Source organism: Streptomyces aureoversilis, from assembly GCF_042657885.1.
In the GTDB taxonomy this organism is placed as follows: domain Bacteria; phylum Actinomycetota; class Actinomycetes; order Streptomycetales; family Streptomycetaceae; genus Streptomyces; species Streptomyces aureoversilis.
Window position 1 is genome coordinate 1 of sequence record NZ_JBHSKJ010000017.1, and the last position, 19,638, is coordinate 19,638.

Sequence of the window (19,638 nt, forward strand, 5' to 3'; positions counted from 1 at the left end):
GAACGACACCCTCGATACCGCGCAGCTTCTCCACGATCTCATCGGCATGCTCGGTCGAAGTCGTCGCCATCGTGACATCGATCCGCAGCTTCTCGTGACCGGAAGCGGTCACATCAAGGCCGGTCACGGAACCGCCCGAGCTCTCCACCGCCGTGGTCAGCTCGCTGACCGAGGTTCCGCTCGCGGGAACCTCCAGCCGGACCGTCATCGAGTAGGAGACGCTGGGCGCCGTTGCCATGGGGGTGCTTCTTCTTTCTGGTGCTGGTGATTGTGTGCTTGAGAGGGCCGCTGCCGGGCCAGGGCCGGTGCCGGGGCCCTGCAGCGGGTGGTTCCGGTGCGGTCAGGCCTCGACGGCCGCCGCGGCCCGGGTGTGGGGGCGGGCGAGGTTGTCCGGGTGGAGGATCTTCCGGAGCCGCTCCTGGGTGAGCAGGCCCTTGGCCAGGACGAGGTCGTGCACCGAGGCGCCCGTGGTCAGGGCCTCCTGCGCGACGGCGGTGGCCTGCTCGTAGCCGATGTGCGGGTTGAGCGCGGTGGCCAGGCCGATGGACTGGCCGACGAGGCGGGCCAGGTGCTCGCGGTTGGCGGTGATGCCGGTGACGCAGCGCTCGGCCAGGGTCAGGCAGCCGGCGCTCAGGTGACCGATGCTCTTGAGGAGGCTGTGGGCGATGACCGGCTCGAAGGCGTTGAGCTGGAGCTGGCCGGCCTCGGCGGCGAAGGTGACGGTGACGTCGTTGCCGATGACCTCGAACGCGATCTGGTTCACGACCTCCGGTATCACCGGGTTGACCTTGCCGGGCATGATGCTCGAACCGGCCTGTACGGGCGGCAGGTTGATCTCGGCGAGGCCGGCGCGCGGGCCGCAGGAGAGCAGGCGCAGGTCGTTGCAGGTCTTGGAGAGCTTGACGGCGATCCGCTTGAGCACGCCCGAGAGCTGGACGAACGCGCCCATGTCCTGGGTGGCCTCGACGAGGTCGCCGGCGACCGCGAGCGGGATGCCGGTGATGATGCTCAGGTGGCTGCAGGCCAGCCCCGGGTAGTTGGGGTGGGCGTTGAGGCCGGTGCCGATGGCCGTGCCGCCGAGGTTGATCTCGCGGATGAGGGCGCAGGCCTCGGCCAGGCGGGCGCGGTCCTCCTCCAGCATGACGGCGTAGGCGGCGAACTCCTGGCCCAGCGTCATGGGCACGGCGTCCTGCAGCTGGGTGCGGCCCATCTTCAGGATGTCCGCGAACTCCTCCGCCTTGCCGGCGAAGGCCTCGCGCAGCACGTCCATGGCCTGCAGCAGCCGCTCGGCGGCGAGCTGCAGCGCGACCTTGACGGCGGTCGGGTAGACGTCGTTCGTGCTCTGCCCGGCGTTGACGTCCTCCAGCGGGTGCAGGTGCTTGTAGTCGCCCTTGTCGTGGCCGAGGAGTTCGAGCGCGCGGTTGGCGATGACCTCGTTGGCGTTCATGTTGGTGGACGTGCCGGCGCCGCCCTGGATGACGTCGACGACGAAGTGGTCGTGCCACTGCCCGGCGCGGATCTCCTCGCAGGCCTGGACGATCGCGTCCACCTTGCGGCCGTCGAGCAGGTCCAGGTCGCGGTTGGCGAGGGCGGCGGCCTGCTTGACGGAGGCGAGGGCGGTGACGAGGTCGGGGTAGGCCGAGATGGGGGTGCCCGTGATGGGGAAGTTCTCCACGGCGCGCAGGGTGTGGACGCCGTAGTACGCGGCGGTGGGGACGTCGCGTTCGCCGAGGAGGTCGTGTTCGGTGCGGGAGGAGCCGGGGGCGGAGACCGACATGGGGGGATCCGATCGGGGTGCGGTGGGGGAGCGGAGAGGGAGCGGAGGGGAAACGGGCCGCGGGGGAAGGGGAGGGGGAGCCGCGGAGGAACCGTTTATGCAGATGCGGGCGCGGACGCGGTTTCGGCAGCGGGGGCGGCGACGAGCTGCCGCAGCACGCGCGTCCGCTCGTCCGCGTCGGGGGAGGCCAGCGCCGCGCTGAGCACGGCGATCCGGGCCTGGCCGGCGCGGAGGGTGCCGGTCAGTACGGCTCCGGCGGCCGCGAGGTCCACGGCGCCGCCCTGGGTGTAGATCTCGGCGACGGAGCCGGAGGGCACCCGGGTGGTCAGGGCGACGAGCACGCCGCGGGAGACCGCCGACTCGACGGCGGTGGCGACCTCGGGGGTCGCGTTGCCCGCGCCGGTGGCGACGAGGACCATGCCCTGGGCGCCGGCCTCGACGGCGGCGTTGAACAGCAGCGGGTCGGCGTCGCAGTGATGCATGACGACGTCGATGCGCGGGAGGGGCGCGTCCGCCTGCGGCAGGGGGAGGGGCGCGGGACGCTCGGGCTGCCGGCGGACGAGGACGCGGCCGTCCTTGACGTCGGCGACGGGGCTGCCGGACGGGTCGGCGAACGCGTCGGCGGCCAGGGTCTGCACCTTGATCGTGCCCCGGGCGGCGTGCACCTGCCCGTCGAAGGCGACCAGGACGCCCAGGCCGCGCATGGCCGCCGTGCCGGCCGTCAGCAGGGCGTCGTGCAGGTTGCGCGGGCCGTCGCCGTCCGCCGCTTCGAGCGGCAGCTGGGCGCCGGTGAAGACGACCGGGCGGGGGTCGTGGTGGTGGAGGTCGACGAAGAAGGCCGACTCCTCCAGCGTGTCTGTGCCGTGCGTGACCACGATGCCGTCGACGCCGGGGTCGGCGAGGACCTCGTGCACGGTGCGCAGGAGGGCGAGCTGGTCGCGCGTGGTGAGCCGGGCGCTGTTCACGCTCATCAGGTCGACGACCCGCACGGATATGCCCGCGGGCACCGCTGCCGTGGCCAGGACGTCCCCGCCCCGCGCGTCGGCGGCGAACCCGGAGCCCTGCCAGCGGCTGGCGATCGTTCCGCCCGTGCTGATGACGACGACCTGTCCCACGTCTGCCCGCCCTTTCTGAAGATCACTTCTGAAGATCACTGCTCTGCAGCCTGAAGATCACGGCGGCCGTCCACGGGGGAGCGGCGGCCGGAGGGCAAACGATAGGACGAATCGGACGCAATTGGATCGCTGATTTGAGTAGGAAGGACCGGGAAGTGTGGTGGATAATTGCGCGATGGACGGAATCGACAGAAATATTTTGCGCGAGCTCCAGAACGACGGCCGCCTGACCATCCAGGAGCTCGCCCATCGCGTCGGTCTGACGCCCTCCCCGTGCATGCGCCGCGTCCGCCAGCTCGAGCAGGACGGGGTCATCCAGGGCTACCGGGCGGTCATCGATCCCGAGGCCGTGGGGCGGAGCTTCGAGGTCCTCGTCTCGATCGAGGTCAAGCGCGACCGGGAGGCCGTCGAGGCCTTCGAGGCGGCGCTCCAGGACATCCCGGACGTGATCGAGGCCTACCGCCTCTTCGGCAGCCCCGGCTGCCTGCTCCGCATCGCGGTCGCCGACCTCGCCGCCTACGAACGCCTGTGGATCGAGCGCCTCACCGCGCTCTCCGGCATCACCGAGGTCAACTCGCAGATCATCATGAAGCGGATCAAGGAGCCCCGGGGTCTGCCGGTGGGGATCTGAGGGGGGACCCGAGGGGGCCTGAGAGGTGGGATCTGAGGTGGGCTGAAGGGGCCGTGCGGAACTCTGAGCCCGGGCTGGATGACTTGTCATCCGACTAGCTCAAATTACCCTCAACCGCTCAATCATCCGAAAGGATGGTAGGCCGGGCGTATCTATACCCAAGGCCTTGTCGTTAGTGGGGTCGGGCGCCCGCACGATGGCAGTCGTGCGGGCGCCCCAACAGTGAGACCCGACCGGGTCCCACCCGTCGCCGTCTGCTGCCCTTCCAGGGGAATCGCACCTCCGGGGCAGCAGGCGGCCGTTGAAGGAGCCCTCTATGAGTACGCCCCGCACACCTCAGGACGACACCGACAAGGCAGCCCGCTCCCTTGCGTTGGTCAAGTGGGCGATGCTGCTGGCCTTCGGTGTGGTGGTGGCAGGCCTGACGGTCTTCACGGTCCTGGTTCTCGCCGATGTGGCCCGGCCCGACCAGGCCCTGACGCTGACGGTGAAGATCACCGGGTCCCTGCTGATCGTCGGCGCGACCGCGGCCACCGCCCTGAGGATCCGCAGTGACCGCGAAGGCCGGAGGCGACTGCGCCGAGCCCTGAAGAGCATGTTGTAGCCACCTCCCCCGCAACCCCGTGGACGACGCACCCGACGCACATCGTGGACGACTCGTATCGCGGACCCTCACCCTCCCCCGGGTGGGGGTCCTTGTTGCTGTACGACACTTGGAACGAGGGGCCTGCGACCCGGTTACGGCCGGTGTGGCCGTGTCGACACATCTACTTCGGGGTGCCGGGCCCCATGATGCGCCCGGAGTTCGGCCGGAGTTCGGGACGAGGCGCCCGGCTTCAGGGCATGATCACCGGATGCCTTCTCTCGGACTGGTGACCCTCGTCGTGCGCGACTACGACGAAGCCATCGCCTTCTACTGCGACGCCGTCGGCTTCGAACTGCTGGAGGACACCCGGATCGACGACGGGAAGCGGTGGGTGGTCGTGGCCCCGCGGGGAGCGCGGGAGTCGGCGATCCTCCTGGCCAGGGCCGTGACCGGGGAACAGGCCGACCGGGTCGGGGACCAGACGGGCGGCCGGGTCGGCTGGTTCCTGAACACCGACGCGTTCGACCGCGACTACGCGCGCATGCGGGCGGCCGGGGTCGTCTTCGAGGAAGCGCCGCGGAGCGAGCCGTACGGCACGGTGGCCGTCTTCCGGGACCTGTACGGCAACCGCTGGGATCTGATCCAGCTGAACGGCCGGGCCGGGTAGGCCGGTCGCGCCTTGAATCTCCCCCTGGGGGAGTTCCTACCGTACCGGCGAGCGCGGACGGCCCAAGTGGACGGTCCCGCGGAGTGCGGTATGCGAGGAGGCGATCATGACGGCGTTCGTGCTGGTGTCGGGCCCATTCACCGGGGGCTGGGTGTGGCAGGAGGTGACCGCCCGGCTCGGGGAGTCGGGGGCCGAGGTGTACCCGGCGACGCTCACGGGCATGGGGGACCCCCACCGTCCGGCCGGGCCCGGCACGGACCTGGAGACGCACATCGAGGACCTGGTCCGGCTGATCGACGGGATAGCCGCCCCGGAGGTGGTGATCGTCGGCCATGACTACGCCATCCACCCGGTCCTGGGCGCCGCCGACCGGCGGCCGGAGCGGATCGCCCGCATCGTCTACCTGGACGCGGGCTTGCCCCAGGACGGTGACGCGCCCCTCGCGCTGGTGCCCGATCAGGCGGTCCGGGAGGGGCTGTCGCAGCAGGGCGGGCAGAGGCAGAGTGAGAGCGAAAGCGAGAGCGACTGGCGGATCCCGCCGCCGCAACGCGACGAGTGGCAGCTCTGGGGCAGCACCGAAGGCATCCCCGCGGAGGCGCTGGCGCGCATGGACCGCCTCGCCGTGCCGCAGCCGGCGGGCACGCTCACCCAGCCGCTCCGGCTGTCCGGCGCCGGCTCCGGACTGCCGACGACCGGCGTCCTGTGCACCGCCAACGGGGCGAGCATCGAGATGGTCGAATTCCTGGTGACGTCGGGCCCGCCGCAGTTCCGGTGGCTCGCCGACCCGCAGGTGACCTTCTTCGAACTCGCCACCGGTCACTGGCCGATGCTCTCCTCGCCGGACGAACTGGCCGGCGTACTGCTGCGCGCCGCCGCGGGCGAAGGGCACCGGGTGACCGCGCCGCAGGGCGAGCAGCCCGGACATCTGCGGCCCTTCCTCCTGGACGTGGAGGAGCGTCCGCGCGAGCGCGTGGGCGAGATGGATCTCTACCTGCCGGATCCGCCGGGCGCGCAGGAGGCCGACCGGCCTCGTCCCGCGGTGGTGTTCGTCCACGGCGGCCCGGTCGCCCCCGACGGGCGGCCCACACCGCGGGACTGGCCCGCCTACGTCGGCTATTGCCGGTACGTGGCGAGTCTGGGAGCGGTCGGGGTGATGCTGGACCACCGGCTGCACGGCCTCGCCGACTACGCGCGTGCCGCCGAGGACGTCGCCGCGGCGGTCGAGCGCGTACGGGCCGATCCGCGCGTCGACGGGGATCGCATCGCGCTGTGGTACTTCTCCGGCGGCGGGCTGCTGTCGGCGGACCCGCTCGCGGAGCCCCCGCCGTGGCTGCAGTGCCTGGCGATGACCTATCCCGTGCTGGCGCCGCTTCCGGGCTGGGGGATGGTGGACGCCCGGTTCCGTCCCGTGCAGGCGGTGAGCCGGGCCGGGCGGCTGCCGGTCGTGCTCACCCGGGTGGGGCTGGAGAACGAGGCGATCGCGGCGACGGTCGGGGAGTTCCTGAGCGCCGCGGAGGACTGCAAGGCCGACGTCGAGGTGGTCGACGTGCCGCTCGGCCGCCACGGGTTCGAGACGGTCGACCACACCGAGGAGGCGCGTCGCGCTGTGGACCGGGCGGTGCGGTCGGTGCTGGGCCACTTGATGGGCTGAGCTGAGCTTGGGCTGAGGTGAGTTGAGCTCAGCCTGACGCCGATGACGCGCCCGGCCTCCACGGGGGAAGGCCGGGCGCGTCATCAGTGCGTCGGCACCGGACTACTGGACGATCATCTTCCGTAACTCTTTACGTTCTGCCGTTGCACGTTCCGGCCACGGCGGTCGCCTTTATGGGCGGAGGACGAAGAAGGGTTCCTCCGACAGGGGCAGCAGGCGGCGCCCGGGGGAGCGTGCGCCGCCGGTGCGCCCGAGCCGCTTGTCCGCCGACCGGAGGGATCCCTGCTTCCGTGAAATCTCAACTCGCCGGCGACCTGCTCACCGCAGCGATGGTCGCACGCGTATTCGCCGGTGACGCCTGGCACCTGCTGCGGCGCGCCGCAGCCGCCACGGTACGCATCGGCCTGAACCAGCAGCCCGCGCCGCCGCGCCGCCCCGAGGGCGCACCCCGGCGCCGGCGGGTGGGAGGGATGCGATGAACCCCGGCCCCTCACGCTCTCCCCGCACAGGCGTCATTCCCGTGACCGGACTCCCCGCCGACTACCGCGCCTTCCACGAGCTCTACCGCGGCATCTACATCCACTGGGCCGAGCTCTACCTGCGCCACCGCCACGATGCCGAAGAAGCCGTCGACCAGGCCTTCGAAGAGCTCTACCTCGCCTGGTCCGAAGTGCTCTCCCAGGAATCCCCCAACGCCTACGCCTGGGCGGTGGTCCGCCACCGCACCGTCGACACGGCCCGGGCCCGGGGCCGGCGGCCCGCCGTCATCGACACCGCCGCCTTCGAGACCACCGCGCTCCACCACGCGCTCGACCCCATCGGCGAGCTCGAACACAGCCTGGCCGTCTACGACGCCATCCACGCCCTGCCCGAACGCCAGCACGACGTCATCGTCCTGCTCCACGTCCTGGGCCACTCCACCCGCGAGGTCGCCAGCATCATGGGCATCACCCCCGCCGGCGTGCGCTCCGCCGCACGCTTCGCCCGCCACCGCCTCCAGCACGCCCTCGGTATCGACCAGGGCCCCTCCGGCGACGAAGGAGGGACGGACAGGTGACCGGCCACACCTCGCTGGAGCTGGCCCTGGCCCGGGTACGGCTCGTCCGGCCGCCCTACACCGTGGCCGACACCCAGGCGGCCGAGGCCCGGCTCGCGGCCCGCATCACCGCCCGGATGCTGCACGGCGCCCTGTCCTTCGACGACCAGATGGCCCCCGCCCGCACCGCGGCGGCCCGCACGGCCGAGCGGAGCGACCTGCCCCACCGGGCCTTCCGGCGCCAGCTGCAGGCACTGTGCCGCACCGTCGTCACCCGCAACCTCCACGAGCTCGGCGGCTTCCTCACCTGCCGCATCCTCGAACCCGCGGGCGCCCTCGTCCTGGGCTGCGTGCTGCACCTGGCCGAACGCGGGGACTCCGCCCAGTTCTGGTGGCAGTTCGCCGCCGGAGCGGGCAACCGGGGCGCGGCCTGCTGCCTCTACCTGCACCACATGGCCCTCGGCGAGCGCAGGGAAGCCGAACTGTGGCACGAGCAGGCCGGGCTCGAACACCTCATCCCCAAGACGCCCGAGACCATCGACCGCACGGACCTCAACGCGGTCCTGAGCCTGCTCGCCCACCTCCGCGGCACCAGCGTCTTCTCCGCCGCCACCAACGCCGTCATCGCCTACGTCCCCCACGCCCTCGACGACAACGACGCCCTCGACCTCCCCCTGCCCGACCCCGACTTCGCGGAACGCATCGAGGAGTTGACATCCATCGCGTCGTAGTCCGTGAACGGCGCGGCGTCTCCCGGGCGGGTGAGAAGGCCCGGGAGACGCTTGCGCTATCCGACGATCCGGGCGACGACGGCGATCGCCACGAGCCCGATGAACCAGAACGCACAGCCCTGCCTGGGGTTTCGCCCGCGGACCCAGTGGCCCTTGACCCGGGTTCCGTCCTTGCGGATGTAGCCCTTTCGCCAGATTGCCATCCTGCTCCTCTGATCGATGGGGGCATCGCCCGGTCCGGCCCGGAACGGGGTGAAGACGTCCGCCGGGTGGGCGGGCACGGGAGACGGGGCGCCGTTGGTGGACGGTGCCGTGGTGTCCCCCATTCGAGAGAGGTTGCCGGGTTGCGGGCCGCCTCGGCAGTGGCTCGGTCGGCCGTTTGTGCTGGTGGCCGGGGGTGTGGGTGTGTCGTCGGTCGGCTTGTGGGGTGTCGGCGGGCGCGGACGTGCACATGCCTGCTGGCCGGGGAGGCGGTCTTGTCCGGGGCGCACCGCGGCAGACGCTGCGCTGAACGGCCCTGATGGGTCCCCTGACCGGAGGAGACACGCCTCGCTCGTCGGCTTCCGTCAGGCGCCGGGTTCCTACGGTGGGACCAGTTCCGCTCCGTAGCCCCCGTACCGTCGGAGAGAAGAGGCGTCATGCCGGTGAAGGTCAGCTACCCGGGCGTCTACATCGACGAGGTCAAGAGCTCCGTACGGACCATCACCGGGGTTCCGACGTCGATCGCCGCGTTCGTCGGCTGGGCGCCGCGTGGGCGTACCGACCGGCCGGTGCACATCACCTCGTGGGCCGACTACGAGAAGCAGTTCGGGGGCGTGCACAGGGACAGCGCCATGAGTTACGCCGTCGAGCAGTTCTACCGAAACGGCGGGGCCGAGGCGGAGGTCGTGCGGCTGGTGCCGAATGACGACCCGGACAAACCGCTGCTGCTGCCTATCGGTGAGAAGAAAGGCGTCGGCAGGCCCGGAGGCGATGATCCCCGTCCCCAGCTGGCACCCATCGGCCCCGGGGCTTGGGCGAGGAAGCTCCGCGCACGTGTGGAGGAGGTGCTGGGGGACGACGACAAGCCGAGGGAGGACGTCTACAACCTCAGGATCTTTGATAAGGGCACCGGTGTGGAGGAGACGTACCTCAACATCAGTGTGAACCCGGAAAGCTCGCGCAGCCTGCGAAATGTCCTGAAGGGTTCACAGCTCGTCAAATGGTTCAAGGACGGCAAGGACCCCAAGGAGCCGCCGGCGGCGAACAAGACCGATGACAAAGTCAATGACCAACTGCGAGACGACGCGCCCGATGAACCCGACGGCACCCCCTCTGCCGAAAACGGCGAAGAGGGGGAAGAAGGGGGCGAGTCCTCTCCGCAGCCGGGTCGAGGAGGAGACGATCCGAGTGGCGGCCGCTACACGACGGTCGACTTGAAAAAGGTTCCCGAAGATGCCCGCCCCACAGCTGAGGACTACATCGGCGAGGGCACCGAAGCCGGGAAACGGGGCCTCTATCAGTTGCTCAAGACCGACATCTTCAACATCCTTTGCCTCCCGGAGGTCACGCAGAGCGAGGATCTGAAGCCCGAGGCCCGCCAAGACCTGCTGTCCAAGGCTGTGGATCTCTGCGTAAAGCAGCGTGCCATCCTGCTCGTCGACCCGCCCGCCGAATGGACCGCAGCGACCACGGCGGACGACGTCGTGGAGCTGGCCAAAAAGCTCCCGCTCCAAAGCGGCGACGCCCGCAACGCCGCCATCTACTTCCCCCGCATCCTCGCCTCCGACTCCCGTCGCGACGGCCTCGTGCGGGACTTCCCGCCCTGTGGGGTCATGGCCGGTGTGATGGCCCGTACCGATGCGCAGCGCGGTGTGTGGAAGGCTCCGGCCGGTACCGACGCGTCGCTCAACGGGGTTCAGGGGCTGGAGATGCCGCTGACCGATCTGGAGAACGGCCGGCTCAACCCGCTCGGTGTCAACTGCCTGCGCGAGCTCCCCGCCGTGGGGCCGGTCGCCTGGGGTGCCCGCACGATGCGCGGGAACGATCAGCTCACCGACGAGTGGAAGTACCTTCCCGTGCGCCGGCTCGCCCTCTTCGTGGAGGAGAGCCTGTTCCGGGGCACCCAGTGGGTGGTGTTCGAGCCGAACGACGAGCCGCTGTGGGCCTCGATCCGGCTGAACATCGGCGCCTTCATGAACTCCCTCTTCCGCGAGGGGGCGTTCCAGGGCCGTACGCCGGCCGAGGCGTACCTCGTGAAGTGCGACCGGGAGAACAACCCGCAGAACGACATCGACCGCGGGATCGTCAACATCCAGGTCGGGTTCGCGCCGCTCAAGCCCGCGGAGTTCGTGATCATCCATATTCAGCAGCTCGCCGGCCAGGTCCAGGTCTAGGCCCAGCCCTAGACCCGGTTCCAGGCCGCAGGAGGCAGGAGGAGCGAGGACGATGCCGGAGATCACGCGCCGGGACCCGTACAAGAACTTCCGGTTCCGGGTGAAGTTCGGCGGTGGCACCACGTACATCGCCGGGATCAGCAAGGTCAGCGGTCTGAAGCGGACCACCGAGGTGGTCAAGCACCGGGACGGCGGTGACCCGGGGACCAGCCGCAAGCTGCCGGGCCGGACCGAGTACGAGGCGATCACCCTGGAGCGCGGCTGCACGGCCGACACCGCCTTCGAGGAGTGGGCGAACAAGGTGTGGAGCCTGCGCAAGTCGGCCGGCGGGCTGGAGACCTCGCTGAAGGACTTCCGCCGCGACCTCATCATCGACGTGTTCGACGAGGCCGGGCAGCAGGTGCTGTCGTACTCCGTCCACGACTGCTGGGTGTCGGAGTACCAGGCCCTCCCGGACCTCGACGCGAACGCGAACGCCGTCGCCTTCGAGCACATCAAGCTGGAGCACCACGGATGGGTGCGCGAGCCCACCACGCCGCCGCAGCTCCCGCAGTTCACCGACACCGCATCGGGGTGACGGCGTGGTGGCCGAGCTGACCGAGGCGCAGCTCCTGTCCGTGTGGGAGTCCGGGAGCGGGCAGGGCCCGCAGGACCGGGCCCTGCTGCTGGCCAGGACCGCCGCTGGGGACGCGGAGCCCGTCGCCGACCTCACCCTGGCCGCTCTCCACGCCCTGCTGCTCGGCTTCCGGGAGCGGGCGTTCGGCAGCTCCCTCCCGTGCGCCGCCGACTGCCCGGCGTGCGGAGAACCCCTCGAAGTCGCCGTCGAGACGGCCGAGCTGCGGCCGCCGGCACCGGCGGCCGTTCCCGGGGCGCGGACGGCGCCGCCCACGGGGAGCTTCCGCGCGGCCGGCCGCGACGTCACGTACCGTGCCCTGACCCTGCGCGACCTGCTGGCCGTCCCCCGTGGCGGGTGCGACTCCCGCCGGGCCCTGCTGCAGCGCTGTGTCGTCGGCGCCGGCCCGGAGGCGGACTCCCTGCCGGGCCACGTCCTGGAGGAGGTGGCCCGTCGGCTCCCCGGCATCGATCCGGGAGCGGAGACGGCGGTGGCCCTGGAGTGTCCCGGGTGCGCCCACACCTGGTCCGCGGAGGTGGACGTCGCCGGGCACCTGTGGGCCGAGATCGAGGGGTACGCACGCCGCCTGCTGTACGAAGTGCACGCGCTCGCCCGCGCCTACGGCTGGACGGAGCAGGACGTTCTCGCCGTCAGCCCCGCCCGCCGCCGCTTCTATCTGGAGGCGGCCGGGTGAGCGACTTCGTGGACCGCTTGCTGGGCGCGCCGGGTCCGCGCCTCCGCCCGCGGCTTCAGTCCCTGTTCGACCCGGAGCCTCCCCGGCTGCGGGAACCGCAGGGACCGGAGGCGGCCGGGCCCGACGCGGGAAGCGAAGGACCTGCCGGTGCGGATGGGCACGCCCTGCAGGCCCGGCACAGCCGCCACGGCGGCGGTGATGCAGGTGATGGTGCGGACGGCGAAAGCGCCGGGGGGCCCGGCAGCGAGCCGGGCCGTCCGTTCGCCACGCCGCCGGCGCCGGGTCCGCAGCCTCCCGAGCGCTCCGATGAGGCGGGTGCCGCTGCTTCCCGTCCCGCTTCCCATGGAACGGCGCCGGCCAGAACGCGGGCGCCGAACCGGCGGCCGTCCGGTACGGGAAGCCCCGAGGCGGAGGGGCCGCCGGACGCCGCTCCAGGGGAGAGGGGCGCCCACGAGCCCGTCGCCCCGGTCTCCGCGCGCCCTCACCACCCCGTCGACCCCGTCGGCGCACAGCCCCGCCCGCCCGCGGCACCCCCGGCCGTCCCGGCACCACCCTCCGACGCGCCCCGGCCGGTTGCCGCCCACCCGGCGACCGCAGCCGGCGCCGCATCCCCCACGCCGCGGCCCCCTGGGGAGCCCCTCGGGCCCCCCGCCGCATCCCGGCCGCATCCCGGTCCCCAGGCACCCGCCGCGGCAACGCCGTTCCGTGCATCCGGCGCCTCGCCGGTTCCTTCCGGGGCTCACCCCGTCCGGCCTGTCCGGCCCGTTGAGTCACCCGTCCCCTCGTCCGTCCGCACCGGCCTGCAGGAGCCCGTCCCCACCAGGAGGCCGCGAGTGGATCCCGGCCGGAGCGGACCGCGGCAGCCCGCCCCCGCCGCGCGGGACGCCGGGACCGTCGTCCGCATCAGCATCGAGCGGCTGGAGGTCCGGGCGGCGGCTCCGGCCTCCCCGGCCGCGCGCCCGCAGGACGCCGGGCGCGTGCGGGAGGCCGGCCCCGGCCTCGACGAATACCTGCGGGGCCGGACATGAGGGGCCGGCCATGAGCGATTCCGACGCCGTCGCCGCCGTCACCAGCGCCCTGCACGTGGTCCTGTCCAAGGCGCTCAGCGGCCCGGGGGTCCGGGTCACCTCGAAGACGCCCGACGAGGCCGCGGCCGACCACCAGTTCCCGGCGACCCTCAACCTGTTCCTGTACCGGACGACGATCGACGGAGGCTGGCGCAACACGGACCCGCCCGGGACCCGCCCGGGGGAGACCGGGCGGCCCGCCCTGCCCGTCGTCCTGCACTACCTCCTCACCCCGTACACGACCGACGACCCGCAGGGCCTGGTCGCCCTCCAGATCCTGGGCGCGGCGATGGCGGCCCTGCACGACCACAGCGAACTCGGGCCGGACGACTACGACAAGGAAGCGGGCCTCGGTGACGCGCACCTGCAGCCCGAGCCCGTACGGATCACTCCGGTGGACCTGTCCGTGGACGACATGTCCAAGCTGTGGAGCGCCTTCCAGAGCCACTACCGGGTCTCGGTCGCGTACGAGGCCCGCATCGTGCTGCTCGACAGCGCCCGGCCCGCCCGTGCCCCGCTGCCGGTGGTGCGGCGCGGAGCCGAAGGACGGGGGCCCGAGGCCGCCCCCGACCCGGCCGACCCGAGCCCCGTCCTGACCGGCGTGACTCCGCAGGCCGCGACGGTCACCGACGAACTCGTCCTGACCGGCAGCAGGCTGGACGCCGGAACGCCGGTCGTCCACCTCACCCACCCGCTGTTCGGCGCCGTCCCCCTGACCACGACCGCGGTCAGCGAGCACGAGGTACGGGCCACTTTCGAAGAGGCGGGCAGGCTGGTGCCGGGGCCGTGGTCGGTGACCGTCGTCCTCACCGGTGACGACGGCACGCGGCAGGTCACGCCGACGCTGCCGCTGGCGGTCGCCCCGAGCATCGCCGGAACCTCCCTGCCGCTGTCGGCGCGGCGCGGCGCGGGCGGCACGGTGAAGCTCAAGGTGGAGTGCGACCCGCCGGTCGCGGCCGGTCAGCGGGTTCACCTGCTGGTCGGGGACCGCCCCGTGCCCGTCACGCCCTTCCGGGGGGCGCGCGAGAAGACGCTGACCTTCTCCTTCCGGGCCTCCGGGCCCGGCCGCCACGTGCTGCGGCTGCGCGTCGACGGAGTGGACAGCCCCGTCGTCGACGGCGATGCCACTCCGCCCCGCATCGACGAGGACCTGGCGGTGGTGGTGACGTGACCTCCGTCAAGCCGGGCCGTGCCTCAAAGCCGGGCCGTACCTCCGGGCCGGGCCGTGCCTCCGCTCCCGCAGGCGCCGTGCTCACGGTGGATACGGGCGGGCAAGCCCCGCCGGAGACGTGGGAAGACGCCAACGAGCGCTATCTGGAGGCCGGACTCGCCTGGCTGCGGCTCCTCCTGCGCGCCCGGGCCGGGGGAGAGCGGGCAACCGGGCGGGTCGCGGATCCCGAGGCCCCGCCGGGGCCGGCCGGCGCCCGTACCCCGAGCGGCGCCGCCAGCGCTCCGAGCGGCGCACGGGCGAAGACCCCCGTCACCGACGGGCAACTCGCCTCCGCCGCGGCGGCCATGGAGCGCGCCGCGGCCGCCGACCCGCCGCCAGCCCTCGTCTCCCTCGGCGGCCTGCTGGGGCTGTCCGCGTTCGAGCGGCACGCCCTCCTGCTGTGCGCCGCCCCGGAGCTGGATCCCGGGTTCGCGGAGCTGTGCGCGGCCGCTCAGGGCGACCCGAGCCTGCCCTGCGCCACCTTCGCGCTGGCGCTGTCGGTCCTGCCGGAGCCCGCGTGGGACGTCCTCTCCCCGTACCGGGGGCTGCGCTACTGGCGGCTCGTCGACGTCGACCGGGCGGCGGGCCGGACGCTGGTGACCAGCCCCCTGCGTGCCGACGAGCGGATCGTCAACCACCTCAAGGGGCTGGACTACCTCGACGAGCGCCTCGAATCGCTGGTGACCTTGGTACGGCCCGCACCCGGTGGGGCCGGCTCCGGAGCACCGGACCCCGGCGCCGCGAGCCCGGGCTCCCGCCACCCGGCAGCGGACGAGATCCTCGGCCACTGGCAGCACGCCCCCGCCTGGTCCGGCGCCCGCATGCCGGTCGTCCAGCTCCTGGGCCCCGACCGGGAGACGAAGCGCGCCGTGGCCGTCGAGGCCGCCGCCGCGGCGGGGCTGCTGCTGTACGGGATGCCGGCCGGTCTGCTGCCGGGCGCGGCGGCGGAGCTCGACACGGTGGCCCGGCTCTGGCAGCGGGAGTCGTGCCTGCTGCCCCTGGCGCTGTGGCTCGACGCCGACACCGCCGACGAGGCGCGCGCCGACGGGGACCTGCACGCCGGGGGAGAGGCGGCCGGTCGGCTCGGCCGCTTCCTCGACCGCATCGGCGGGCCGTGCGTGGTGGCGACCAGGGAGACCCGGTCCGATGTGCCGGCTCCGACCGCGGTCGTGGAGGTCGTCCCGCCGCCGGCCGCGGAGCGGGCCGCGGCGTGGCGCACGCTGCTGCCTCCGGCGGATGCGGACCGGCTGGCCGGGCAGTTCGCCCTGGACCTGCCCTCGATCCACGAGATCGGGGCCGCCGCGGGCGGCGACCCGGACGCGGCCTGGCGGGACTGCCTGGTGCGCACCCGCCCCCGCCTGGGCGGACTGGCCCAGCGCCTGGAACCGGGGGCCGGCTGGGACGACATCGTGCTGCCCGCGCAGGAGGCGCAGCTGCTGCGGCAGATCGCGGCCCAGGTGGCCCAGCGCGACACGGTCTACCGGAACTGGGGCTTCGCGCAGCGGACCGGCCGCGGGCTGGGGATCAGCGCGCTGTTCACCGGGCCCAGCGGCACCGGCAAGACCATGGCGGCCGAGGTGCTCGCGCGGCACCTGGGCCTCGACCTGTTCCGGGTGGACCTCTCCGCGGCGGTCAGCAAGTACATCGGGGAGACGGAGAAGAACCTGCGCAGGCTCTTCGACGCCGCCGAACCGGGCGGCACCATCCTCTTCTTCGACGAGGCCGACGCGCTCTTCGGCAAGCGCAGCGAGGTCAAGGACTCCCACGACCGGTACGCCAACATCGAGGTCGGCTACCTGCTGCAGCGCATGGAGTCCTACCGGGGCCTCGCGATCCTGGCCACCAACCAGCGGCGCGCGCTGGACACGGCGTTCGTGCGACGGCTGCGCTTCATCGTGCCCTTCGACTTCCCCGGACCCGCCGAACGCCGCCGCATGTGGGAGCGCGCCTTCCCGGACGCGGCGCCCGTCGACGCCCTCGACGCGGACCGGCTGGCGGAGCTCCCGCTCAGCGGCGGGATGATCCGCAACATCGCGCTCAACGCGGCCTTCAGCGCCGCCTCGGCGGGCACCCGCATCGGCATGCCGGCCGTACTGGCCGCGGCCCGCGCCGAACTGCGCAAGGCCGACATGCCGCTGCCCGGCGCGGACTTCTCCTGGGACGGTCAGCCGGAGGTGACCCCGTGAAGGTCGAACTGTCCATCGGGCGGCTGGTGCTGGAGGGCGTCCCCGGCCACCGGGCCGCCGCCCTCAGCCGGGCGCTGGAGGCCGAACTCGGCGCCCTGCTCGCCGCCGCGCCGCCCGGCGGGCAGGGGGGCCTCGCGGATCTCGCGGACGTCCACCTGCGCCGCGCCACGGCGGCCCCGGTGCGTGCCACCGCCGACCCCACCGCCCTAGGCCGGCGCATCGCCCATGCGGTCCACGGTGCCCTCGGGACGTCCGCCGCCGGCCCCGCGGCCCCGGCCGCGCACCGGGAGGCGGCCCGATGACGACCCCCCTCGCCCTGCGCGGCGGATTCGTGTTCCTGGACCCCGAGCAGGGCCGCGTCCTGCGGGTGACGCCGTTCCAGTACAACCCCGACACCCTCACCCGCAGCCTGCAGCCGCGCGGCACCGGAGCGGGGGGCGGGGACCGGCTGGAGGCGCTGCGGCTCAGCGGCCCGCCGCAGGAGACGTTCCGGTTCGACGCGGAGTTCGACGCGGCCGACCGGGCCGACAAGGGCGGCCGTCCCGACCCGGCGGCCGGCACCGGGCTCTTCGCGGTGCTCTCCGCCCTGGAGAGCGCCATCAACCCCACGGGGGCGCAACTGCGCGAGAGCGACCGGCTGTCGTCCATGGGAATGATCGAGATCGCCCCGGTGGAGGCGCCGCTGACCGTCCTCGTGCTCGGCCGGCGCAGGGTCGTACCGGTACGGATCACGGAGATGTCCGTCACGGAGGAGGCCTACGACAGCGCCCTGCAGCCCGTGCGGGCCAAAGTGACCCTGTCCGTGCGCACCCTGACCACCGACGACGTCGGCTTCGACCACCGCGCCGGAGCGCTCTTCCTCCGCTACCACCAGGGCAAGGAGAGCTTCGCGGCCCTCGGCGCGTACGGCTCCGACGCCGTCGGCCTGACCGGGATCTGAGCGCGGGAACCGAGGAGACGCCGATGTTCGAATCCACCAGCCGCTACCGCGGGCTTCCCACCGCCACCTGGACCGGTCCGGACGGACGGACCGTCACCTACGTCCGGCGCCGCTTCCCGCCGCACCCCGAGGACCTCGTTACCGTCCGCGAGGAGGCCGTGGCGGCCGGCGAGAGGCTCGACGCGTTCGCCGCGCGGCACCTGGGCGACCCCGAGCAGGACTGGCGGATCGCCGACGCCCACCGGGTGCTGCGCCCCGACGACCTCACCGCGGTGCCGGGGCGGCGGCTGCGGATCACCCTGCCCGCGGGGGTGCCGGGCACGTACGCGGTGGGGGAAGCCCCGGGATGACCCACAGCCTGCAACTGATGCTGCTCACGGGGAAGTACGTGCCCACGCCGGCCCCTGCCTCGCTCCTCGACGCCCTGCGGTCCGTGCAGGTCACGACCGCGAGCGAGGGGGCGAGCGGCTTCCAGCTGACGTTCGCGCTCGGCAAGCGGTCGGCCGTGACGCGGGAGATGCTTCCCCTGGGGATGCTGGACCCGCAGACCCGCATCATCGTGATGGCCGTCGTCGGCGGCATGCCGCACGTCCTGATGGACGGGCTGATCACGCGTCAGGACCAGGCGTGCGGGTCGTCTCCGGGGAGCTCCACGCTCACGGTGACGGGGGAGGACATCTCGGTCGTCATGAATCAGACGACGAAGCTGGACGCCTACCCGGCCCAGGCGTCCGCGCTGCAAGTCATGACGGTGTGTGCGGCCTATGCGCGGTACGGCATCGTGCCGTTGGCCATTCCTTCTCTGTTCGAAAATATCCCGAACCCGCTCAAGACGCCGCCGATCCAGTGCGACACCGACCTTGTGTACCTCAAGTCCCTGGCGACGAGCGTCGGCTATGTCTTCTACATCGATTCCGGCCCCCTCCCCGGGACCAACATCGCCTACTGGGGGCCGGAGGTGCGGGTGGGCGTGCCGCAGCCCGCGCTCACCGTGGACTCGGACGCCGCGACCAACGTCGAATCGCTGAGCTTCGGCTACGACGGCACCGGCCGCACCGCCTACACGATCGGCGTCACGGAGCCCATCAGCAAGCAGGTGATCCCGGTCCCGGTCCCCGACGCCAGCCCCCTCCGGCCGCCCCTCGCCGTACGCCCGGCACCGGCGTTCAAGGAGGAGCCGCTGCTCGGCCTGACGGGCCGTTCACTCCCGGAGATCCTGTTGCTGGGTCTCGGCAAGAGCGCCCGGTCCAGCGACGTCGTCACCGGCCAGGGCCGGCTGGACGTCCTGCGCTACGGGCACGTCCTGAGCGCCCGGCGGCTGGTGGGCGTTCGCGGCGCGGGCCTGACCTACGACGGCCTGTGGTACGTGCGCAGCGTCACGCACGAGATCAAGCGCGGCGAGTACAAGCAGAGCTTCAGCCTCGCCCGCGAGGGCCTCGTCTCGAACACACCGGTGGTGATCCCATGACAGCCTCGACCACGAAGCGGTTCCACGGCCTGCACCAGGGCGTGGTCGTCTCCAACGTGGATCCGCTCCAGGAAGGCCGGCTGCTGGTGCGCGTCCCCGAGGTGCTCGGCAACAAGCCCGGCATCTGGGCCTCGCCGCTCTCGCCCGTGGCGGGCGTCGCCAGCGGCATGTACGTCGTGCCGCTGGTCGACTCGGGCGTGTGGGTGCAGTTCGTGGAGGGCGACCCCCACCGGGCGGTGTGGGTGGGGTTCTGGCGCGGCGGTCCGGGGGACGTGCCCCCGGCGGCCCACACCACGCCGCCGGGGACCCCGCAGATCGTGCTGGCGACCCCCGGGCAGAAGGCCCTGGTGATCAGCGACGCGCCGCCGCCGACGGGCGGCGTCACCCTGCAGTTCCTGGGCGAGGCCGGGCCCTCCATCAAGATCACCGCGCTGGGCATCGAGCTCTCCTGCGGACCGGGGCTCGCCAGCATCAAGCTGGAGGGGCCGGTCGTGAGCATCAACGGCACCTCGCTGCAGGTCGTGGGGTGAGGGCGGGTCATGCCCGGACTGGTCCTGCACGCCGGAGCCGTCATGATGTGCGCCCACCCGCCGGGCGTGGTGACCCTGCCGGCGCCCACCCAGCAGAGGGTGCTGGTCAGCCTGCAGCCGGTGGCCACCGTCTCGGACGTCTTCGTGGTCGCGGGTTGCGGCATGCTCCTCACCCCTCCGTCTCCCATCTGCGCCACCGTGCGCTGGTTCCAGTTCTCCGCCCGCGTACTCGCCGGCGGCCGGCCCGTCCTCGTGCAGCCGACCCCGCCCCCCAGTCCGGGGCCCGGCACCGGGGTGCCCGCCCCCGGGCCGCCGATGGTCCAGGCCATGCAGATCAAGGTGAGAGCGAGCTGAGCGGCCC

23 protein-coding genes are annotated in these 19,638 nt (G+C 72.6%); 19 read left to right on the plus strand and 4 right to left on the minus strand.

Going from position 1 to position 19,638, the window contains the following annotated elements:
• The 3 genes from ACFPP6_RS26340 to ACFPP6_RS26350 all read right to left on the minus strand — a co-directional run.
• On the minus strand, nucleotides 1-238 hold a 238-nt coding region (locus ACFPP6_RS26340; RefSeq protein ID WP_465269383.1), incomplete at its 3' end, for an ACT domain-containing protein.
• 102 nt (nucleotides 239-340) lie between these two features.
• Nucleotides 341-1,777, minus strand: coding sequence for an aspartate ammonia-lyase (gene aspA / locus ACFPP6_RS26345; RefSeq protein WP_382047130.1), 1,437 nt, complete (start codon nucleotides 1,775-1,777; stop codon nucleotides 341-343).
• A 95-nt stretch (nucleotides 1,778-1,872) separates the two neighbouring features.
• On the minus strand, nucleotides 1,873-2,892 hold the full coding sequence (locus ACFPP6_RS26350; RefSeq protein ID WP_382047132.1) for an asparaginase: 1,020 nt from the start codon (nucleotides 2,890-2,892) through the stop codon (nucleotides 1,873-1,875).
• Between the two features lie 175 nt (nucleotides 2,893-3,067).
• Between ACFPP6_RS26350 and ACFPP6_RS26355 the strand changes: the two genes are divergently transcribed.
• The 7 genes from ACFPP6_RS26355 (at nucleotide 3,068) to ACFPP6_RS26385 (ending at nucleotide 8,194) form a co-directional block, all read left to right on the plus strand.
• Nucleotides 3,068-3,523, plus strand: a complete 456-nt coding sequence (locus ACFPP6_RS26355) for an Lrp/AsnC family transcriptional regulator (protein ID WP_382047135.1) — start codon at nucleotides 3,068-3,070, stop codon at nucleotides 3,521-3,523.
• A 316-nt stretch (nucleotides 3,524-3,839) separates the two neighbouring features.
• On the plus strand, nucleotides 3,840-4,127 hold the full coding sequence (locus ACFPP6_RS26360; RefSeq protein ID WP_382047138.1) for a hypothetical protein: 288 nt from the start codon (nucleotides 3,840-3,842) through the stop codon (nucleotides 4,125-4,127).
• A gap of 250 nt (nucleotides 4,128-4,377) precedes the next feature.
• Nucleotides 4,378-4,776: a VOC family protein gene (locus ACFPP6_RS26365; protein WP_382047141.1), complete on the plus strand. Its 399-nt coding sequence runs from the start codon at nucleotides 4,378-4,380 to the stop codon at nucleotides 4,774-4,776.
• A 106-nt stretch (nucleotides 4,777-4,882) separates the two neighbouring features.
• Complete coding sequence (locus ACFPP6_RS26370) at nucleotides 4,883-6,427, plus strand: alpha/beta hydrolase (protein ID WP_382047144.1); 1,545 nt, start codon at nucleotides 4,883-4,885, stop codon at nucleotides 6,425-6,427.
• Between the two features lie 290 nt (nucleotides 6,428-6,717).
• Entirely contained in the window at nucleotides 6,718-6,906 is a 189-nt protein-coding gene (locus ACFPP6_RS26375) for a hypothetical protein (RefSeq protein ID WP_058043006.1), read from the plus strand.
• Nucleotides 6,907-6,947: 41 nt separating this feature from the next.
• On the plus strand, nucleotides 6,948-7,484 hold the full coding sequence (locus tag ACFPP6_RS26380) for an RNA polymerase sigma factor (RefSeq protein ID WP_382047147.1): 537 nt from the start codon (nucleotides 6,948-6,950) through the stop codon (nucleotides 7,482-7,484).
• Nucleotides 7,481-8,194 (plus strand): hypothetical protein, encoded by a 714-nt coding sequence (locus tag ACFPP6_RS26385; RefSeq protein WP_179083717.1) that lies wholly within the window; start codon nucleotides 7,481-7,483, stop codon nucleotides 8,192-8,194. The genes ACFPP6_RS26380 and ACFPP6_RS26385 overlap by 4 nt, the downstream gene beginning before the upstream one ends.
• Nucleotides 8,195-8,250: 56 nt before the next feature.
• Here the strand turns inward: ACFPP6_RS26385 and ACFPP6_RS26390 are convergent, their stop codons facing one another.
• Nucleotides 8,251-8,397, minus strand: coding sequence for a hypothetical protein (locus ACFPP6_RS26390; RefSeq protein ID WP_382047150.1), 147 nt, complete (start codon nucleotides 8,395-8,397; stop codon nucleotides 8,251-8,253).
• A gap of 435 nt (nucleotides 8,398-8,832) precedes the next feature.
• Between ACFPP6_RS26390 and ACFPP6_RS26395 the strand changes: the two genes are divergently transcribed.
• From ACFPP6_RS26395 to ACFPP6_RS26450, 12 genes are all read left to right on the plus strand, one after another.
• Nucleotides 8,833-10,569 carry a phage tail sheath family protein gene (locus ACFPP6_RS26395; protein ID WP_382047153.1) on the plus strand — a complete coding sequence of 579 codons (1,737 nt, stop codon included), beginning with the start codon at nucleotides 8,833-8,835 and terminating at the stop codon, nucleotides 10,567-10,569.
• A 52-nt stretch (nucleotides 10,570-10,621) separates the two neighbouring features.
• Nucleotides 10,622-11,146: a phage tail protein gene (locus ACFPP6_RS26400; RefSeq protein WP_058043010.1), complete on the plus strand. Its 525-nt coding sequence runs from the start codon at nucleotides 10,622-10,624 to the stop codon at nucleotides 11,144-11,146.
• 7 nt (nucleotides 11,147-11,153) lie between these two features.
• The gene (locus ACFPP6_RS26405) at nucleotides 11,154-11,876 is read left to right on the plus strand and encodes a hypothetical protein (RefSeq protein WP_382047156.1); all 723 of its coding nucleotides are present in this window, start codon (nucleotides 11,154-11,156) and stop codon (nucleotides 11,874-11,876) included.
• A gap of 833 nt (nucleotides 11,877-12,709) precedes the next feature.
• Nucleotides 12,710-12,904 (plus strand): hypothetical protein, encoded by a 195-nt coding sequence (locus ACFPP6_RS26410; RefSeq protein WP_382047159.1) that lies wholly within the window; start codon nucleotides 12,710-12,712, stop codon nucleotides 12,902-12,904.
• A gap of 10 nt (nucleotides 12,905-12,914) precedes the next feature.
• A complete protein-coding gene (locus tag ACFPP6_RS26415) occupies nucleotides 12,915-14,114 on the plus strand; it encodes a Pvc16 family protein (RefSeq protein WP_382047162.1) in 1,200 nt (399 codons plus the stop codon).
• Nucleotides 14,115-14,191: 77 nt separating this feature from the next.
• A complete protein-coding gene (locus tag ACFPP6_RS26420; protein WP_382047165.1) occupies nucleotides 14,192-16,339 on the plus strand; it encodes an ATP-binding protein in 2,148 nt (715 codons plus the stop codon).
• A complete protein-coding gene (locus tag ACFPP6_RS26425) occupies nucleotides 16,336-16,641 on the plus strand; it encodes a hypothetical protein (RefSeq protein ID WP_382047168.1) in 306 nt (101 codons plus the stop codon). The genes ACFPP6_RS26420 and ACFPP6_RS26425 overlap by 4 nt, the downstream gene beginning before the upstream one ends.
• Nucleotides 16,638-17,279, plus strand: a complete 642-nt coding sequence (locus tag ACFPP6_RS26430) for a hypothetical protein (protein WP_382047170.1) — start codon at nucleotides 16,638-16,640, stop codon at nucleotides 17,277-17,279. Before ACFPP6_RS26425 ends, ACFPP6_RS26430 begins: the two co-directional genes overlap by 4 nt.
• Before the next feature lie 23 nt (nucleotides 17,280-17,302).
• Nucleotides 17,303-17,629 carry a LysM domain-containing protein gene (locus ACFPP6_RS26435; RefSeq protein ID WP_168094058.1) on the plus strand — a complete coding sequence of 109 codons (327 nt, stop codon included), beginning with the start codon at nucleotides 17,303-17,305 and terminating at the stop codon, nucleotides 17,627-17,629.
• The gene (locus ACFPP6_RS26440; protein ID WP_382047173.1) at nucleotides 17,626-18,747 is read left to right on the plus strand and encodes a hypothetical protein; all 1,122 of its coding nucleotides are present in this window, start codon (nucleotides 17,626-17,628) and stop codon (nucleotides 18,745-18,747) included. The genes ACFPP6_RS26435 and ACFPP6_RS26440 overlap by 4 nt, the downstream gene beginning before the upstream one ends.
• The gene (locus tag ACFPP6_RS26445; RefSeq protein ID WP_382047176.1) at nucleotides 18,744-19,277 is read left to right on the plus strand and encodes a phage baseplate assembly protein V; all 534 of its coding nucleotides are present in this window, start codon (nucleotides 18,744-18,746) and stop codon (nucleotides 19,275-19,277) included. Before ACFPP6_RS26440 ends, ACFPP6_RS26445 begins: the two co-directional genes overlap by 4 nt.
• Nucleotides 19,278-19,286: 9 nt before the next feature.
• Nucleotides 19,287-19,631 (plus strand): hypothetical protein, encoded by a 345-nt coding sequence (locus ACFPP6_RS26450; RefSeq protein ID WP_382047179.1) that lies wholly within the window; start codon nucleotides 19,287-19,289, stop codon nucleotides 19,629-19,631.
• The last annotated feature ends 7 nt before the right edge of the window (nucleotides 19,632-19,638 follow it).

What these genes read in the sequence shown, in the direction of transcription:
- ACFPP6_RS26450 (WP_382047179.1), top strand. Translation starts at nt 19,287, where the DNA reads ATGCCCGGACTGGTCCTGCACGCCGGAGCCGTCATGATGTGCGCCCAC.
- ACFPP6_RS26390 (WP_382047150.1), bottom strand. Translation starts at nt 8,397, where the DNA reads ATGGCAATCTGGCGAAAGGGCTACATCCGCAAGGACGGAACCCGGGTC.
- ACFPP6_RS26395 (WP_382047153.1), top strand. Translation starts at nt 8,833, where the DNA reads ATGCCGGTGAAGGTCAGCTACCCGGGCGTCTACATCGACGAGGTCAAG.
- aspA (WP_382047130.1), bottom strand. Translation starts at nt 1,777, where the DNA reads ATGTCGGTCTCCGCCCCCGGCTCCTCCCGCACCGAACACGACCTCCTC.
- ACFPP6_RS26360 (WP_382047138.1), top strand. Translation starts at nt 3,840, where the DNA reads ATGAGTACGCCCCGCACACCTCAGGACGACACCGACAAGGCAGCCCGC.
- ACFPP6_RS26430 (WP_382047170.1), top strand. Translation starts at nt 16,638, where the DNA reads ATGACGACCCCCCTCGCCCTGCGCGGCGGATTCGTGTTCCTGGACCCC.
- ACFPP6_RS26365 (WP_382047141.1), top strand. Translation starts at nt 4,378, where the DNA reads ATGCCTTCTCTCGGACTGGTGACCCTCGTCGTGCGCGACTACGACGAA.
- ACFPP6_RS26440 (WP_382047173.1), top strand. Translation starts at nt 17,626, where the DNA reads ATGACCCACAGCCTGCAACTGATGCTGCTCACGGGGAAGTACGTGCCC.
- ACFPP6_RS26445 (WP_382047176.1), top strand. Translation starts at nt 18,744, where the DNA reads ATGACAGCCTCGACCACGAAGCGGTTCCACGGCCTGCACCAGGGCGTG.
- ACFPP6_RS26355 (WP_382047135.1), top strand. Translation starts at nt 3,068, where the DNA reads ATGGACGGAATCGACAGAAATATTTTGCGCGAGCTCCAGAACGACGGC.
- ACFPP6_RS26435 (WP_168094058.1), top strand. Translation starts at nt 17,303, where the DNA reads ATGTTCGAATCCACCAGCCGCTACCGCGGGCTTCCCACCGCCACCTGG.
- ACFPP6_RS26415 (WP_382047162.1), top strand. Translation starts at nt 12,915, where the DNA reads ATGAGCGATTCCGACGCCGTCGCCGCCGTCACCAGCGCCCTGCACGTG.
- ACFPP6_RS26400 (WP_058043010.1), top strand. Translation starts at nt 10,622, where the DNA reads ATGCCGGAGATCACGCGCCGGGACCCGTACAAGAACTTCCGGTTCCGG.
- ACFPP6_RS26370 (WP_382047144.1), top strand. Translation starts at nt 4,883, where the DNA reads ATGACGGCGTTCGTGCTGGTGTCGGGCCCATTCACCGGGGGCTGGGTG.